Source organism: Sphingobium agrisoli (assembly GCF_041877245.1).
Lineage (GTDB): Bacteria > Pseudomonadota > Alphaproteobacteria > Sphingomonadales > Sphingomonadaceae > Sphingobium.
Genome location: NZ_JBHDJI010000001.1, coordinates 632,563 through 647,429, shown reverse-complemented (window position 1 = coordinate 647,429; position 14,867 = coordinate 632,563). Strand labels below are relative to the sequence as shown.

At 67.0% G+C, this 14,867-nt stretch carries 16 protein-coding genes and 1 pseudogene; 12 read left to right on the top strand and 5 right to left on the bottom strand.

Annotated elements, in window-relative coordinates:
• Positions 1-9 precede the first annotated feature (9 nt).
• Positions 10-342 carry a hypothetical protein gene (locus tag ACETPF_RS03035; protein WP_373932784.1) on the bottom strand — a complete coding sequence of 111 codons (333 nt, stop codon included), beginning with the start codon at positions 340-342 and terminating at the stop codon, positions 10-12.
• A 55-nt stretch (positions 343-397) separates the two neighbouring features.
• On the opposite strand from ACETPF_RS03035, the gene ACETPF_RS03030 reads away from it, so the two are divergent.
• The 11 genes and pseudogenes from ACETPF_RS03030 to ACETPF_RS02980 all read left to right on the top strand — a co-directional run bounded on the left by ACETPF_RS03030 (position 398) and on the right by ACETPF_RS02980 (position 10,140).
• Positions 398-805, top strand: coding sequence for a phage tail tube protein (locus tag ACETPF_RS03030; protein WP_373932783.1), 408 nt, complete (start codon positions 398-400; stop codon positions 803-805).
• Complete coding sequence (locus ACETPF_RS03025) at positions 802-1,116, top strand: gene transfer agent family protein (protein ID WP_373932781.1); 315 nt, start codon at positions 802-804, stop codon at positions 1,114-1,116. Before ACETPF_RS03030 ends, ACETPF_RS03025 begins: the two co-directional genes overlap by 4 nt.
• Positions 1,113-1,310 carry a phage tail assembly chaperone gene (locus ACETPF_RS03020; protein WP_373932780.1) on the top strand — a complete coding sequence of 66 codons (198 nt, stop codon included), beginning with the start codon at positions 1,113-1,115 and terminating at the stop codon, positions 1,308-1,310. Before ACETPF_RS03025 ends, ACETPF_RS03020 begins: the two co-directional genes overlap by 4 nt.
• An 83-nt stretch (positions 1,311-1,393) precedes the next feature.
• Complete coding sequence (locus ACETPF_RS03015) at positions 1,394-1,948, top strand: tail tape measure protein (protein WP_373932779.1); 555 nt, start codon at positions 1,394-1,396, stop codon at positions 1,946-1,948.
• 13 nt (positions 1,949-1,961) lie between these two features.
• Positions 1,962-4,289 (top strand): annotated as a pseudogene (locus ACETPF_RS03010) (DUF2460 domain-containing protein).
• Positions 4,286-5,101 carry a phage/gene transfer agent baseplate hub protein gene (locus ACETPF_RS03005; protein WP_373932778.1) on the top strand — a complete coding sequence of 272 codons (816 nt, stop codon included), beginning with the start codon at positions 4,286-4,288 and terminating at the stop codon, positions 5,099-5,101. The pseudogene ACETPF_RS03010 and the gene ACETPF_RS03005 overlap by 4 nt, the downstream one beginning before the upstream one ends.
• Entirely contained in the window at positions 5,098-5,463 is a 366-nt protein-coding gene (locus ACETPF_RS03000; protein ID WP_373932777.1) for a C40 family peptidase, read from the top strand. The genes ACETPF_RS03005 and ACETPF_RS03000 overlap by 4 nt, the downstream gene beginning before the upstream one ends.
• Before the next feature lie 16 nt (positions 5,464-5,479).
• Positions 5,480-7,660 carry a phage tail protein gene (locus tag ACETPF_RS02995; RefSeq protein WP_373933055.1) on the top strand — a complete coding sequence of 727 codons (2,181 nt, stop codon included), beginning with the start codon at positions 5,480-5,482 and terminating at the stop codon, positions 7,658-7,660.
• Positions 7,661-7,681: 21 nt separating this feature from the next.
• Positions 7,682-8,179, top strand: coding sequence for a DUF2793 domain-containing protein (locus tag ACETPF_RS02990; RefSeq protein WP_373932776.1), 498 nt, complete (start codon positions 7,682-7,684; stop codon positions 8,177-8,179).
• A 200-nt stretch (positions 8,180-8,379) separates the two neighbouring features.
• On the top strand, positions 8,380-9,450 hold the full coding sequence (locus tag ACETPF_RS02985) for an OmpA family protein (protein WP_373933054.1): 1,071 nt from the start codon (positions 8,380-8,382) through the stop codon (positions 9,448-9,450).
• A 159-nt stretch (positions 9,451-9,609) separates the two neighbouring features.
• Positions 9,610-10,140 carry a superoxide dismutase family protein gene (locus tag ACETPF_RS02980; RefSeq protein WP_373932775.1) on the top strand — a complete coding sequence of 177 codons (531 nt, stop codon included), beginning with the start codon at positions 9,610-9,612 and terminating at the stop codon, positions 10,138-10,140.
• Positions 10,141-10,156: 16 nt separating this feature from the next.
• Here the strand turns inward: ACETPF_RS02980 and thpR are convergent, their stop codons facing one another.
• Positions 10,157-10,702 (bottom strand): RNA 2',3'-cyclic phosphodiesterase, encoded by a 546-nt coding sequence (gene thpR / locus ACETPF_RS02975; protein ID WP_373932774.1) that lies wholly within the window; start codon positions 10,700-10,702, stop codon positions 10,157-10,159.
• Between the two features lie 116 nt (positions 10,703-10,818).
• Here thpR and ACETPF_RS02970 point away from each other — a divergent pair, with 116 nt between their 5' ends.
• Positions 10,819-11,553 (top strand): Bax inhibitor-1/YccA family protein, encoded by a 735-nt coding sequence (locus ACETPF_RS02970; RefSeq protein ID WP_373932773.1) that lies wholly within the window; start codon positions 10,819-10,821, stop codon positions 11,551-11,553.
• A gap of 71 nt (positions 11,554-11,624) precedes the next feature.
• On the opposite strand, the gene ACETPF_RS02965 is transcribed toward ACETPF_RS02970, so the two are convergent.
• The 3 genes from ACETPF_RS02965 to ACETPF_RS02955 all read right to left on the bottom strand — a co-directional run bounded on the left by ACETPF_RS02965 (position 11,625) and on the right by ACETPF_RS02955 (position 14,688).
• The gene (locus ACETPF_RS02965; RefSeq protein WP_373932772.1) at positions 11,625-12,254 is read right to left on the bottom strand and encodes a glutathione S-transferase family protein; all 630 of its coding nucleotides are present in this window, start codon (positions 12,252-12,254) and stop codon (positions 11,625-11,627) included.
• Positions 12,255-12,322: 68 nt separating this feature from the next.
• Positions 12,323-13,561: a hypothetical protein gene (locus tag ACETPF_RS02960; protein WP_373932771.1), complete on the bottom strand. Its 1,239-nt coding sequence runs from the start codon at positions 13,559-13,561 to the stop codon at positions 12,323-12,325.
• Positions 13,562-13,719: 158 nt separating this feature from the next.
• A complete protein-coding gene (locus ACETPF_RS02955) occupies positions 13,720-14,688 on the bottom strand; it encodes a TylF/MycF/NovP-related O-methyltransferase (RefSeq protein WP_373932770.1) in 969 nt (322 codons plus the stop codon).
• Between the last annotated feature and the right edge of the window lie 179 nt (positions 14,689-14,867).

Below are 14,867 nucleotides of genomic sequence, written 5' to 3'. Positions count from 1 at the left end.
TGGTTGCGATCAGCTGGGGCGGCTGCTTTCTTCGTAGTTTTCGGTGATGTTGGTCACATAGTCGGCGATCTGTTCGTCGGCATCGGCACTGGCGGCCGCGTCCGACATTTTGTCCGCCTTGTCCTGTGCAATGATGGCGGTGCGGAAGGCCGCTTCCTTGTCGGCGCAGGCTTTCTTCATTGCGGCCTGGAAGTCGCCGAGGCTGAGCTTGGCATCGAGCGCGGGCTGGATCTGCGCGCCGAGGCACTTGGAAAATTCCTTGCGGCCATTGCCGACGGCGTCGGCGAGATTGGGCGTGGATGCCGCGCCGAACATCAGCGCGAGCGAAGCGGCAATGATCATCTGAACCTCTCCATATCCGGCATTTGGCACGGTTTATCTGAAGAAAGGATGCGCCATGGGCGTCGAAAAGGGAAGTGCATTTTTGCTGAAAGTCGGGGATGGCAACATTCCCGCAACATATTCCACCGTCGCCGGGATGCGGACGACGCAGCTGTCGGTGAATGGCGAGGCGGTCAACATCACCAGCAAGGATTCGGGCGGCTGGCGCGAATTGCTGTCGGGCGCGGGGGTGCGATCGGTCAGCGTGTCGGCGGCGGGGCTGTTCACGGGTTCGGCGGCCGAGGTTCGCATCCGCAACCATGCGCTGACGGGCACGATCGACCAGTATGAGCTGAGTTTTGAGAGCGGCGAGCGGATGCGCGGGCGCTTCCTGGTGACGCGGCTCGACTACGCCGGCGACTATAATGGCGAGCGCAATTATGCGTTGAGCCTGGAAAGCTCCGGCCCGGTGGTGAGCGAATGAGCGGCGTTGTGGCGAACCCGGTGCGGGGAGAGGCGGCGCTGGAGCTGGGGGGCGAGACGCTGCGGCTGCGGCCGAGCTTTGCCGCGCTGGTGGCGGCGGAACAGGAGCTGGGGCCGCTGTTCGACCTGGTCGAGCGGGCGACGGACGGGAAGCTGTCGCTGGGCGATCTGGTGGCGTTGTTCTGGCACTGCCTGGTCGACCGCGAGGCGATGACGCGCGAGGCGCTGGGCGAGGCGGTGGTCGCGGTGGGACTCGCCAAGGTAACGCCGGCGCTCAAGGCCATGTTGCAGCAGATATTGGCGGGGAAGTGACGGGCTTTGCAGAGGCGGCAAGCCGGCTGGCGGGGGTTGCCGGGTGGCTGCTCGGCTGGCGGCCGGAGGAGTTTTGGCGCGCGACGCCGGCGGAGCTGGCGGCGGTTTTGCGGGCGGCTGGTGGTGAGGACGAGGCCGGGGCTGGGGTCGACGGCGCGGAGTTGCGGCGGTTGATGGGGGTGATGCCGGACTGAGGGCTGAGGTCTGCTCTTGGGGCACGCCCCCACCCCAACCCCTCCCCTGAAGGGGAGGGGCTTTAGAAGGTCAGGAGGGCTTCATGGACGAAGAGATCGAGACGCTGGTGGTGCGGGTGCGGGCGGATACCGCCGGGCTGGGCCGTGATGTCGAGGCGATGCGCGCGGGGCTGGAGGGGACTCTGGGCGATGGCGCCGAGCGAGCCGGGCGGCGGATCGAGCAGGGGCTGTTGCGCGCGGTGCGGACCGGCAAGTTCGGGTTCGAGGATCTGAAGCGGATTGCGGTGAGCGTGCTGGACGAGATCGCCGCCGGTGCATTGCGGGGGGCGATGGGGAGCGGCGGTGGTGGCGGGGGTGGGCTGGCGAGCCTGGGGGCGTCGCTGCTGACATCGGTGCTGGGGCTGCCGGGGCGGGCCACAGGCGGGCCGGTGGCGCCGGGGCGTGGCTATATCGTCGGTGAGCGCGGGCCGGAATTGTTCGTGCCGACGAGCAGCGGGCAGGTGGTGACAGGCGGCGTGGGCGCACGCGACGTGCGGGTGAGCATCGCCGTGCGCGGGCAGGGCGGCGAGAGCGAGCCGCGACTGCTGGCGCGCAGCGCGCGGCAGGTGGCGCGGGCGGTCAGGGGAGCACTGATGTGAAAGGGACTTGGCGATGAGCAGGGGATATTGGCTGGCCGACGCGCGCGGCGGGCAGGAGGCGCGCTTCATCAAGCGCTTCGCAGCGAGCCACTGGACCGTGAACTTCCCCCGGCCGATGATGGCGAGCGTGGTGACGAGCGCACCGGATGCCGTGCGGGTCGATGCGGTCTTTTACGGGTCGGGCGATCTGGCGGGGCTGATCTGGGAGGCGGAGGATCGGTGGAGCCATCCTCTGCTCGCCTATGAGACGAGCCGGGACTTTCGCGCCTGTACCTTGTCCTTTCGCTGGCGGAGCGGCGGGCTGCGCCGGCTGGACGAGACGCATGGGCCGACGCTGACGATCGAGGGGCGGGACGCCGAGGGCAATCCGAAGGCGTGGTATGTGCGGCTGTGGAACTATGCCAGCGGCACGCCGGAAGATGCGGAGATCATGCTGGATTTTTCAGCGCTGGAAGGCGGCTTCCTGCTCCCCGACGAGGCCGATCCGGTGTGGGCGGGCGATGTCGACCGCATGTTCATATCGCTGGTGCCGCCCGATTATGACACGGGATCGACCGCCTTCGCCACGGCGCAGCAGGGGTGGGCGGAGCTGAGCGGCATCGCGTGCGACGGGTCGGGATCGGTGCTGGAGATGGGCGACGTGATGCTGCCCGAACATGGCTTTAGCATGGCGACGGGCTATGACGATTGCTTCAACCAGACGCCGGCGCGGGTGGTCGACGCGATCCTGGCGCTCGGCTATCGCGGGGCGATCAACCATTATGTGGGGATGAGCCATTATTTCCGGCTCGAACGGGTCGGGGAGGGGCTGTACGTCAGCCTGACGGGCGGGGTGCTGAATGCGCCGTGCGTGGCGTGGCACCGGGATTTCGCGGCGCGCGCCAAGGCGATGGGCTTCGATGTCATCTGGTCGCTGTCCTATGAATTGTTCGACGCGCATTGCTGGAACGACTGGAAGCAGCGGGCGGAAAATGGCGATCCGGCGCTGACCGGATGGGTGCCGCCCTCCACCTTGCTGTCGCCCGCGCATGAAGGCGCGATGGGCTATCTGCATCAGGTGGCGGGGGCATTTGTTTCCATCGGGTTGGACGCGGACATGCCGATCCTGTTTCAGGTCGGTGAGCCATGGTAGTGGGTGATGCCGGCAGACGGGCGGATATGCCTGTATGACGATGCGGCGCGGGCGGCGCTGGGTGGGAGCCCGGTGTCGATCCCGAGTGTGTGGGGGAGCCTGGACGCCGGGCAGAAGGCGCTGCTCGACGCGGCGGGGGCTTTGCTGGCGGCGTCGACGGCTTCGCTGTGCGCGCACGTGAAGGATGTCGCGCCCGGCGCGGTGACGCATCTGCTCGCCTATCTGCCGACGATCCTCGACCCGCGCGCGCCGGAGGCCAAGCGCGCCAACATGCCGATCGGCTGGGCATCGCCCGCCTTCGACGTGCTGCAACTGGAGGATTATGACTGGGTGACGGAGGGGCGGCCCAACCTGACCGCGCGCGGCATTGACCTTGCGACCGAGCGGTTGGGCTATCCGGTGGGGGAACAGCATTATTTTGCCGGTTTCGTGCTGCTGCCCGGATAGGCCGGGCAGTGGCGCGAGATCATGGCGGCGGCGGAGCAATCGGTCGCGCGGGGGACGGCGGCGACCTTCCTCTGGGCGCTGCCCCAGGTGTGCCGCGATGGCTTCACCTGTTTCTCAATCCAAGGGGAGGATGATGTGCAAGCCTTTGACGATGTGCTGTTTCCGCTTGCCATCGGGCGCGAGGCGAGCGTCAGCCCGGCCTTTTCGACGCAGATCATCGAGAGCGTGAGCGGGCATGAGCGGCGGAGCAGCGACTGGGCCGACGCGCGGTTGAGCTATGACGCCGGGCCGGGGGTGCGGTCCGAGGCGGATATGGCGCGGCTGGTGGCGTTTTTCCGGGCGCGCAGAGGAGCGGCGCGCGGGTTCCGCTTCACCGATCCCTATGACGATCGCAGCGGCGCGCCGGGCGTGGCGCCCTCGCCGATCGACCAGCTTCTGGGAACGGGCGATGGAGTGCGGGCGAATTTCCAGCTGATGCGCCATTATGGCGAGGGCGAGGAGGCGCAGGCGCGGATCATCACCCGGCCGGTGGCGGGGAGCATCCGGGTGGCGGCCGATGGCATCGAACTGACGAGCGGATGGAACCATGCGGGGCTGGGCGTGATCGCGTTCGATGTCGCGCCGGTGAGCGGCGTGATGCTGACCGCGGGCTATCGCTTCGACGTGCCGGTGCGCTTTGCCGAGGACCGGCTGGAAATCAACCGCGCGACCTTTGCCGCCGGGGAAGCGCCGTCGGTGCCGCTGGTGGAGATACGCGAATGAGCGACGCGGAGATATTGGGCAAGCCGCTCTGCACGCTCGCTTTCTGCTGGCGGCTGGCGCGGCGCGACGGGGTGACGATTGGCCTCACCAGCCATGATCGCGACCTGGAGATTGGCGGACTGCTCTATCGCGCGACGCCGGGGATGACGCCATCGGCGGTGCGGCGCGGAATCGGGCTGGAGGGCGAGGACAGCGATGTCGCGGGCGCGCTGTCGAGCGCGGCGATCAGCGAGGCTGACCTGATGGCGGGGCGCTGGGACGGGGCGGCGCTGGAGCTGCGGCTGACCGAATGGGAGGAGCCCGGCGCATTGTGGCTGCTGCTGGCGGCGGGTGAGATCGGCGCGGTGGCGCGCAAGGGGGCGGCTTTTACCGCCGAGCTGATCGGGGCGGCGGCGGTGCTGGGCGCGCCGGTTGCGCCGTCGACCTCGCCCGATTGCCGCGCGCGGCTGGGCGACCGGGATTGCAGGGTCGATATGGCGATGCGGCGGCGGGTGGTGGCTGTGGGTTCCGTGGCGGACAATGTGGTGGCGGCGAGCGGTCTGGCGGCCGGCGATTACGCGTTCGGGACTTTGCGCTGGCTGGGCGGGGCGAATGCCGGGCTGACGCAAGCCGTGGTGGATAATGGCGCGGGCAGCGTGGCGCTGGCCGATGCGCCGGCCTTTGCGGTGGCGGCAGGGACGCTGGCGCTGCTGACGCAAGGGTGCGACCGGCAGATCGGGACGTGCGCCGGGCGCTTCGGCAATGCGGTCAACTTTCGCGGCGAGCCTTATCTGCCGGGGATGGACCTGCTGACCCGATACCCCGGCGCATGAGCGCGGTGGTGGCGCGGGCGCGCGCTTTGCTTGGTGCGCCCTTCCGCTTGCATGGGCGCAGCGCGGCGGGGGTGGATTGCGTGGGCCTCGCGGTGTTGGCGTTCGGGCGGGATGCGCCCTGCCCCTGTGGCTTGCGGAGCGGGGACAAGGATTGGGCGGCGCGCTGGCTGGCGGCGGCGGGGATGCGACGGGTGCCGGATGGCGGTGCGGGCGATCTGGCGCTGGTGCGACCGGCGCCGTTGCAGTTGCATCTGATGATCGCGAGCGGAACGGGCTTCATCCACGCCCATGCGGGGCTGGGCCGGGTGGTGGAAATGCCGGGCGCGTCGCCCTGGCCGGTGATCGGCTGGTGGCGCGCCTGAAAACAGGGGGACGATGATGGCGACGGTGGTGCTGACGGCGGTGGGGAGCGTGCTGGGCGGGCCGATCGGCGCGGCGATCGGGGCGGTGATCGGCAATGTCATCGACCATGAGGTGCTGTTCAAGCCCAAGGGGCGGGAAGGGCCGCGCCTGTCCGACTTGCAGGTGCAGACATCGACCTATGGGGCGCAGGTGCCGAAGTTGTTCGGCACCATGCGGGTTGCAGGGACGGTGATCTGGGCGAGCGACCTTAAGGAAACCAAGAGCAGGAGCGGTGGCGGCAAGGGGCGGCCGAGCGTCACCAGCTACAGCTACTCGGCGAGTTTCGCCGTCGCGCTGTCGGCGCGGGCGATCGGGCAGGTGCGGCGCATCTGGGCGGACGGCAACCTGTTGCGCGGGGCGGCGGTGGATTTCAAGACGGAGGTCGGCGCATTTCGCGTGCACAGGGGCGGCGGCGACCAGCCGGTCGATCCGCTGATCGCGTCGGCGCAGGGGATAAGCGCGACGCCGGCGCATCGCGACATGGCCTATGTGGTGTTCGAAGATCTGGCGCTGGCGGACTATGGCAACCGCATTCCTTCGCTCACTTTCGAGGTGGAGGCGGACGCCGGGTCGGTGCCGATCGGGGCGATCGGGGCGGCGTTGAGCGGCGGGCGGCTGGGCGGCGAGGCGCTGGGCAGCGTGGACGGCTTCGCGGCGAGCGGGGCGGATGTGCGCGAGGCGATGACGCCGCTGGTCGATGCCTATGGACTGGCGCTCGACGGACTGCGGTTGGTCGCGGCGGGTGGCGAGGCGGCTGGGGCAGTCGGCGATCGGGTGGCGCGGGTCAACGGGCGGGCTGTCGATCCGGTCGAGCGGTCGGGCGGAGCGGCGGACACGGTGCCGGTCGCGCTCAGCCTGCGTCACCATGATGCCGCGCGCGACTATCAGGCGGGGGTGCAAAAGGTGATGCGGCCCGGTGCCGGACGGCAGGAGCGGGGCATCGAACTGCCCGCCGTGCTCGATCCCGATGCGGCGCGACGGCTGGCGGCGGAGCGGCTGGGCGCCGCCTGGACCGGGCGCGAAACGATGACGCTGCGCTGTGGCTGGGACATGCTGACGATCGCGCCGGGGATGATCGTGACGGTCGGCGGTGTGGGCGGGCTGTGGCGGGTGGAGGAGCGCGAGTGGGAGGCGATGGCGGTGCGACTGTCGCTGCGGCGGGTTCCGGGCGCGGGCGGCACCTTGCCGGCAGGCGCGTCCTCGGGCGTGATCGTGCGACAGCCGGATGCGCCGCACGGGGCGACCTACCTCATTCTGGCCGATTTGCCGCCGCTGCGCGAAGGGGTGGCGAACGCGCCGCTGCTGGTGGCTGCTGCGAGCGGCGGCGCTGGCTGGCGGAGCGCGGCGCTGTTCGTGATGCGCGAGGGCGGCGAGGCGGTGCCGGCGGGGCGCAGCGCCGGGCGGACGGTGATGGGGACGGTCGAGGGGGTGCTGCCGCCGGGAAGCTGGGCGCTGGAGGATCGGGACCATGCGCTGACGGTCACCTTGCTGGCGCCGGACATGGTGGTGGGCGGCGCGGACGAGGTGGCGCTGGGGCAGGGGGCGAATCTGTGCCTGGTCGGGCGGGAACTGATCCAGTTTGCCGTCGCCGAGCCGCTTGGGGGGGCGGCCTGGCGGCTTCGGGGATTGCGACGCGGGCTGCGCGGGACGGAGTGGGCGATGGCGGCGCATGAGGACGGCGAGCCTTTCTTGCTGATCGAGGAAGAGAGGCTGGTCGAGCCGCTCGCCGCGCTGGGGGTGGCGGGCGAGGTCGGCGGGACGCTGCGCGTGGCGGCGCTGGGGCTGGGCGATGCCGACGCGGTGGAGGCGACGACCCCGATCAGCGGCGAGGCGCTGATCCCGCCCGCGCCGGTGCACCTGACCGCGCGCGCGCAGGAAGGCGACGTCACGCTGCGCTGGGTACGGCGCAGCCGGGCTGGATGGCGATGGAGCAATGGCGCGGATGTGCCGCTGGCCGAGGAGAGCGAGCGCTATGCCGTGCGGTTGCTGAATGGCGAGACGGTGCTGCGGAGCGCCGAAACGGCAGTGCCCGAATGGACTTACACGGCGGGCATGATCGCGGCGGATGGCGCGTCGGGGCTGACGCTGACGGCCGAGGTGGCGCAGATCGGTACGCTGGCGACGGGACGGGCCGCGCGCCGGACGATCACGATCTGACGATCAGGGAAAGGACGAAATATGGATACGACCCCGCGCTGGGCGCTGCCGATGCTGTTTGCCGGTCAGGCGCAGAAGGAGATTTTTCACAATGAGGCATTGGTGCTGATCGATGCGCTGCTGCACGGGCGAGTGGAAAGCGCGGACGTGACGACGCCGCCCGGCGAGCCGGCCACCGGGCAATGCTGGATCGTTGCGGCAGGTGCGAGCGGGGCGTGGGCCGGGCAGGTGGACGCGATCGCCTGCTGGAGCGGCGGAGGATGGCGGTTTCTGCCGCCGAGAGCCGGGTTGCAGGTGGATGTGACGGACCGTGGCCACGCGCTTTTTCATGATGGCGCGCAATGGCGCGATGCAGCATTGCGCGAAGACGGTCTATATCTGGATGATGAACGGATCGTCACGATGCGCCAAGGCGCAATTGCCGAGGCTTCGGGGGGCGACGTGATTGACGTGGAAGCCCGCTCAACCATAGCCGCCATTCTGGACGCTTTGCGGCAACATGGCTTAATTGAGATATGATATTGCAGTATTTCGAATTTTTTACACTTGTTCGCTGACGCTATTTACCGAAGCCCCGAATTTAGCCTGGATGCCCCGATTTAGATGCTTGAGTGCGCTATTTTTGCAACGGTTTCACTAAATGTGGACTTGCCATGAAACCTTCTTCCCGATACAGGGTTTCAGCAGTCCTTCGTGACACTTTTGAAAGGGGAATCCAAATGCGGAAGCTTGCCCTCGCGGCTGCGCTTGCGACGAGTGCCCTGGCCGGTCCGGCCTTGGCGCGTGACAACAGCTGGTATATCGGCGCCGACGCCGGCGTGCTGTTGGTCGAAGACCAGGACCTCGACTTTTCCGGTCCGGGTCTGACCCGCGACTTCAACGACGTCGATTATCATAAGGGTTATGATTTCGACGGCAATATCGGTTATGATTTCGGTGGTTTCCGTCTGGAGGCCGAAGCGGCCTACAAGCGCGCTGAGGTCGATCTCGACAAGAGCGGCTTCGGCGGCGCTGCCTCGGCTCTTTCGTTCATGCTGAACGGCCTGCTCGACTTCGGTCCCGATGACGGCCTGCAGGGCTTCGTCGGCGGCGGCGTCGGCGTGTCGCGTGCCAAGATCGCCAACGATGCTGTCAACGACAGCGACACCGGCTTCGCCTGGCAGGCGATTGCGGGCGTCCGCTACCCGCTGACCAGCAATGTCGACGTTTCGCTGAAATATCGCTTCTTCAACCAGGACGATATCAAGCTCGTCTCGGCCTTCACCGGCGCTGGCGGCCCTGCCGGTTCGACCGTCGACACCAAGCTGCGTACGCACAGCCTGCTGCTCGGCCTGACCTACAACTTCGGCGCTCCGGCTGAAGCGGCTCCGCCGCCGCCGCCTCCCCCGCCGCCTCCGCCGCCTCCCCCGCCGCCGCCTCCGCCGCCTCCGGCTGAAGCGTGCAACCCCGGGCCGTACATCGTCTTCTTTGAATGGGACAAGTCGGACATCACGCCTGACGCGGCCACCATTCTCGACAACGCGGTTTCGGCCTACAGCAGCTGCGGCAGCGCCCAGGTCATGCTGGCGGGTCACGCGGACCGTTCGGGTTCGGCCTCGTACAACGTCGGTCTGTCGCAGCGTCGCGCCGACTCGGTCAAGGCATACCTCACCTCCAAGGGTATTCCTGACGGCGTCATCACGACCCAGGCCTTCGGTGAATCGAAGCCCCGCGTCGAGACCGCCGACGGCGTTCGCGAAGTGCAGAACCGTCGCGTGGAAATCAGCTACGGCCCCGGCGCGGGCATGTAAGCTGGCTTCCGACCTGCGGGACGGAAACAGAAGAGGGGCTGGTCGCAGGACCGGCCCCTTTTTCGTAGGCGCGGCAGGATGACAAATCGGTGCGAATGAGCAACAAAATGGCGGGCGCGGCGTTCGTTGCCTGATCCCTCGTTTCTGCAGGAGCATGCCATGAAAATACTGCCGCTCGCCGTCCTTCCACTAGCGATCGGCATGGCCGGATGCGCCACCGCTGGGTCTGCTCCCGCCGCCCCAACCGCTACGGCCGCTCTAGCGGCGGCGGACGGATCATCACGCGGCACTGCGACCGTGACGCAGGCGGTTGACGGCTTGCATGTCGTCGTGAAGGCGCAGGGGGTGAGCCCCGGCGTTCATGCGGTGCATATCCACACTACGGGGCAGTGCATCGGTCCTGACTTCACCAGCGCGGGCGGCCACTGGAACCCGATGAGCCGCAAGCATGGCAAGGACAACCCGGCCGGCATGCATATGGGCGACATGCCCAACATGACTGTCGGGTCTGACGGGATGGGCGCGATCGAATATCATCTGCCCGATGGCACGATCAGCGGCGGCGCGACGCCGCTGCTCGATGCGGACGGCGCGGCGATCGTGATCCACGCGCAGGCGGACGACAATGTCACCGACCCGACCGGCAATGCCGGCGGCCGGGTGGCGTGCGGTGTGCTGACGGCGGGGTAAGACTGTCGAACTGCGATCAGCGCGTCGCGCCGTCAGCTGGGTAGTCATCCACGGAATGATAGGTCGCGCCGGCGTGGCCGGTGCGGCTTTCAAACAGGATGAAGCGATCGACCAGGAAAGGCGTGCCGACCAGTCCGGCGTGGCGCGCGAGAAAGGGATCTACCGCGCCGCCGAGCCGGCCGAAACGGGCCAGGGTGACGTGCGGCAGATAGGCGCGGCCTTCCGGCGGCAGGCCGACCGTTACGCAGGCGCGGTCGATCTTTTTATGAAGCGCCTCCAGCGCCTCGCGCGGCCGGACGCCGGCCCAGAGCGTATCGACAACATGTCTTCGCTCGAAATGGCCGACACCGCACATGTGGATGGCGAAAGGCGCGAAGCGGATCGTCGCCAGCGCGTCGGCCAGATCCTCGGCGCGGCGGCGGTCGACCTCTCCCACGAAACGCAGCGTCAGATGCAATTGCGCGTCATCCTGCCAGCGGGCGTGTTCGACCCCGCCCATCAGCGCGAGGAGGAAGGCGCGCTGGTCGGCGGGCGGGCGGATGGCGACGAACAGGCGGTGCATGAGCGTCCATATAGGATGGGGACGCCGCCGCGCCATGCGGGTTTGGCTTGAACTTGATCGCGCGAGGGCCGATAATGGGAGCGCCGGCACGGATGGCCGGCGAAGGAGATGATTTCATGGCCAACTGGTCCGACCCCCGTTCCGACATTGCGGGCTTTGGCGGCGCCACCGCTGCGCGCGGCGAGGCGTTCGACGCCGGGCTGCGCCGTTATATGCTGTCGGTCTATAATTATATGGCGAGCGGCGTCCTGCTGACGGGCATCGTCGCGCTGCTGTTTGCCAACAGCGGTATGGCGGAGGCCGTATTCTACGGCCCGGGCATCCTGAAATATGTCGTGATGTTCGCGCCACTGATTTTCGTCATGGTATTGAGCTTTGGCATCAATCGCCTGTCCACCGTGGCGGCGCAGGGCTTGTTCTGGGCCTATGCGGCGGTTATGGGCGTGTCGCTGTCCTACATCTTCCTCGCCTATACCGGCACGTCGATCGCGCAGACCTTCTTTGCGACGGCAGCGGCCTTTGCGGGGCTGAGCCTCTGGGGCTATACGACCAAGAAGGATTTGTCGGGCTTCGGCACCTTCCTGATCATGGGTGTGGTGGGCCTGCTGGTGGCGAGCCTCATCAACCTGTTCCTGCGGTCGAACGCGATGAGCTTGGTCATCAGCGGCGTTGGCGTCCTGCTGTTCGCGGGTCTGACGGCCTATGACACGCAGAAGATCAAGAGCATCTACGCGCACGTCGCGGGCACCGATATGATGGGGAAATCGGTGGTGATGGGGGCGCTGAACCTCTATCTCGACTTCATCAACATGTTCCTGTTCCTGCTGCGGCTGTTCGGCGATCGTCGCTGAGGCGCGGAAAAGGATGAAAATGGGAAGGCCCGGCGGAGCGATCCGCCGGGCCTTTATCGTGCGCTTGCCCGTCAGTCCTGCTTTTGCATCTTGGCGATCAACGCGGTGTCTATCTCCTTCTGCCGTTGATAGGCCGGGCGCTCGCGCAGGCGGGCGGCATAATCCTCGAAGGCGGGGCGGCTGGGGATGGAGTTGAAGCTGAGACCCCAGTCGATCTGCGCGCCGACATAGACGTCGGCAGCAGTAAATTGGTCGCCGCAAATCCAGGCGCAGCCGGTCACCGCGCGTTCGAGCGCGTCGATCGCTTCGTCAAAGCTGCCATAGCCGGCCATGCGCTCGCGCCCTTCCGGCACGACGAAGCCGAGTGCGCGGTTGGTGACGGCGGCCTCGACCGGGCCGGCGGCGAAGAAGAGCCAGCGATAATAGTCGTGGCGCTCGGTCAGCGGCGGCGCGAGGCCGGCATCGGGAAATGCGTCGGCCAGGTAGGCGCATATGGCGGCGCATTCGGTCACGACTTTGCCGTTGTGCACGATGCTCGGCACCTTGCCCATCGGGTTGATGGCGCGATAGGCGGCATCCTTCATCGTCGTGCCATAATCGAGGATGACGGCCTCATAGGGCGCGCCGACCTCCTCCAGCATCCAGCGGGCGATCTGCCCGCGCGACATGGGATTGGTGTAGAGGGTGAGTTCATGGGTCATGGCGCTCTCCTGAAACATTGGGCCTGACAGTGGCGCAACGGCTGGCGCGGCGCCACCTCCTTGTGATCTCAGCAACCCACGCCCATTGCGCCGCCCAACATCCCGCCAAGACCGCCGCAGCGCTTCTTCCTGGGCCTGGGCTGTTCGGCCGGTTCGTCGGCCTCGTCCACTGCGCCGGCATCGCTCATCATGGCGCTCATGTCCGGTCCGTTGAGCATCCACATGCTGTTGGAACGATAACGGACGCGGGCGATCCATTCGGGCTTCCAGGCGATCTTGGGATCGGCGGGGCGGGGCGGATAGGCGAAACTGGCTTCCGGGCCATAGGCGTACAGGCTGCCCATCAGCATCTCGCCGGCCGCCTGGCCGACGGCGGCCGGGAGGGTGCAACTGGTCTGGCTGGGCGGCAGGACGATCTTCTGCGCGATCAGCTTCTGCACGGACGCGGGGGAGATCCATTCCCAGACCGGGCCGCCAAAAGCCTGGCTGGCTGAGGAGGCCCACCAGACCATGTCGCCATTCTCTTTTGCGCCGAACGCCCAGGCATAATAGCCGGTCGCCTGGGGCAGCGCGTTCCAGCTGATCTCGGTCGCACCGCCGGGCAACGGCTTCGACCGGCCGGCGATGGCGGGCATGAAATCCTGCTTCAGGTTGAAGGCGATGTCGGGGCTGTAATTGCCGGCGATGCGATGGTCGCCGATCAGCGAGGCGTTGGCGGGCACCATCTTGCGCGTCTGGCCGTTAGGCCATTCGCCATAGGTGCGGCTGTTTGACGCGCGGACCTGCCATTCCTGGGGGATGGCGGAGCCGGTCATGTAGAGGCCGGGCGGGATCTGGCCCTTGGCGATCTTGGCGAAATCGACGATGACGGGCTGGCCAGCACCGGGCGTCGCGCCGCAGCCCCAATAGATGAGGAGGCGGCCCTTGGGACGCTCGCCGGGAATGGCCTGATCCTCGCTGGGGGCGACGCGCGGGGTCACGAGCGGGACCGACGCGCCGAGGCCCACGCCGGCAGGGAGGAAATGGTCGGCGGCGGGCGCGCCGCTCGCGGGCGCGCGGATGGAACCGAGGCGCAGCACCAGTTCGTGCATCGCCTGGGGACGGCCGCCCATCATCATGCCCATGGCCGCGCCCATGCCGCCTCCACCCCCGGCCATGGCGGCCATGCCGGACATGGTGCCGGCGTCGATCGTGTAACGGGCCACGGGGCCGGATGCCTGCTGGCTGGAGCCGGGGGCCGTGAGGAGCGCCAGGGCGGAAAGGGAGAGAGCGGCGCGGGTGACGCGCGAGGGAAATCTGTGCTGCACGACATCTGTTCCTTGATCGTTGCGGAAGAGATGCGACCTTTTTTATGCGAAGACGGCGTATAGCAGAGAATGCCGTCGCGGGGGAGGGGGAAGGTCAGATGCGGCGGACGCCGCTGCCGAGCCGTCCCACGCTCTCCAAGGCTGTCGTCCGTGAACGGCTACTTTGCGATCACGACCGATCCGGCGAAGTCGGGCAGGGGAACAAAGCAGGCCCCGGACGCCTGCACGAATTCATCCACCGCCTTGCGGACGCCCATATAGCGGCGATTGTTGTAGTCGTGCACGAAAATATAGCCGCCGGGGCTGAGACGCTCATAAAACCAGTCCAAGCCGGCACGGGTCGGGTCGTAGAGATCGACGTCGAGGCTGACGAAGGCGAAGGTTTCCTCGATCCCCTCAGCGGTTTCGGGGAAAAAGCCGGGAAAGAACCTGGCTTGATCGCGATACGGCAGCTTGCTTTCCACCAATTCGATGCTGGTATCGACAAAATCCCCGACGATCGCGGAAGAGAAATTGCCCTCGCTTTCCGCACCGAGATCCCGATCGGAAAAGCCGGAAAATGTATCGAATAGATAGAGCGGGCGGTCGGCGAAAAGCCGGTTGATGAGCCGCGCCTGGTCTCCCTTATACACGCCGAGTTCGGCGACAGCGCCGGGAACGCCGCGATCCCGGATTTGGCGCGCCGCGAGGTGGAACGCGATGTTGCGCACCTGATCGCCCGGACCGTCGTCGACCTGCTCCTCCGGCTGCGTCTTGTCCAGATACATGGTTGCCAGGCCAAGCGGTGGCAGACCTATACCGAGCGCATCGTTCAGAATGCGGATGTCGTGATTTGCCTGTTCATGAAGCTGCTGGCTGTAGCTGGGATAATAAGCGACAATCTTTTCCGGGGCGACGCCTTTTTCGATCAGTCCGGCGCGGATCGGGTCGACAGCGCGGGCGGTGATGACGATGTAGTCAAATTCGATGTTGCTCAGACTGGCAGGATCGATGACCCTGAAGCCATCGACCAGCATGTCATGCTTCGAGGCGTCGTTGTCGCTCAACGCCAGCACGGTTGTCTCTTTGGGCACCATGCTCAGGAAATCCTTCGCTGCGCTGCCCGACCCAAAGACGATAATGTTCATGATACACTCCCCAGACTCGCCATGGGTGTAGTCAGCGGAATGTGGAGAAACAAGGCGTTAGATAAGGCGGCCAGGCGACCAGGCATCTGAACTTTCGTGAGCGATATTGGGCGGGAAGACAGGATGCCTGCGAAAAGGGCGGCCCTTGCGAGCCGCCCTTTTGCGTTTTGCCACCCGAA

Coding starts and splice junctions, on each gene's coding strand:
- thpR (WP_373932774.1), bottom strand. CDS start 10,702: ATGCACCGCCTGTTCGTCGCCATCCGCCCGCCCGCCGACCAGCGCGCC.
- ACETPF_RS02995 (WP_373933055.1), top strand. CDS start 5,480: ATGGCGACGGTGGTGCTGACGGCGGTGGGGAGCGTGCTGGGCGGGCCG.
- ACETPF_RS03030 (WP_373932783.1), top strand. CDS start 398: ATGGGCGTCGAAAAGGGAAGTGCATTTTTGCTGAAAGTCGGGGATGGC.
- ACETPF_RS03035 (WP_373932784.1), bottom strand. CDS start 342: ATGATCATTGCCGCTTCGCTCGCGCTGATGTTCGGCGCGGCATCCACG.
- ACETPF_RS03000 (WP_373932777.1), top strand. CDS start 5,098: ATGAGCGCGGTGGTGGCGCGGGCGCGCGCTTTGCTTGGTGCGCCCTTC.
- ACETPF_RS03025 (WP_373932781.1), top strand. CDS start 802: ATGAGCGGCGTTGTGGCGAACCCGGTGCGGGGAGAGGCGGCGCTGGAG.
- ACETPF_RS02990 (WP_373932776.1), top strand. CDS start 7,682: ATGGATACGACCCCGCGCTGGGCGCTGCCGATGCTGTTTGCCGGTCAG.
- ACETPF_RS02985 (WP_373933054.1), top strand. CDS start 8,380: ATGCGGAAGCTTGCCCTCGCGGCTGCGCTTGCGACGAGTGCCCTGGCC.
- ACETPF_RS02970 (WP_373932773.1), top strand. CDS start 10,819: ATGGCCAACTGGTCCGACCCCCGTTCCGACATTGCGGGCTTTGGCGGC.
- ACETPF_RS03005 (WP_373932778.1), top strand. CDS start 4,286: ATGAGCGACGCGGAGATATTGGGCAAGCCGCTCTGCACGCTCGCTTTC.
- ACETPF_RS02965 (WP_373932772.1), bottom strand. CDS start 12,254: ATGACCCATGAACTCACCCTCTACACCAATCCCATGTCGCGCGGGCAG.
- ACETPF_RS02980 (WP_373932775.1), top strand. CDS start 9,610: ATGAAAATACTGCCGCTCGCCGTCCTTCCACTAGCGATCGGCATGGCC.
- ACETPF_RS03015 (WP_373932779.1), top strand. CDS start 1,394: ATGGACGAAGAGATCGAGACGCTGGTGGTGCGGGTGCGGGCGGATACC.
- ACETPF_RS02955 (WP_373932770.1), bottom strand. CDS start 14,688: ATGAACATTATCGTCTTTGGGTCGGGCAGCGCAGCGAAGGATTTCCTG.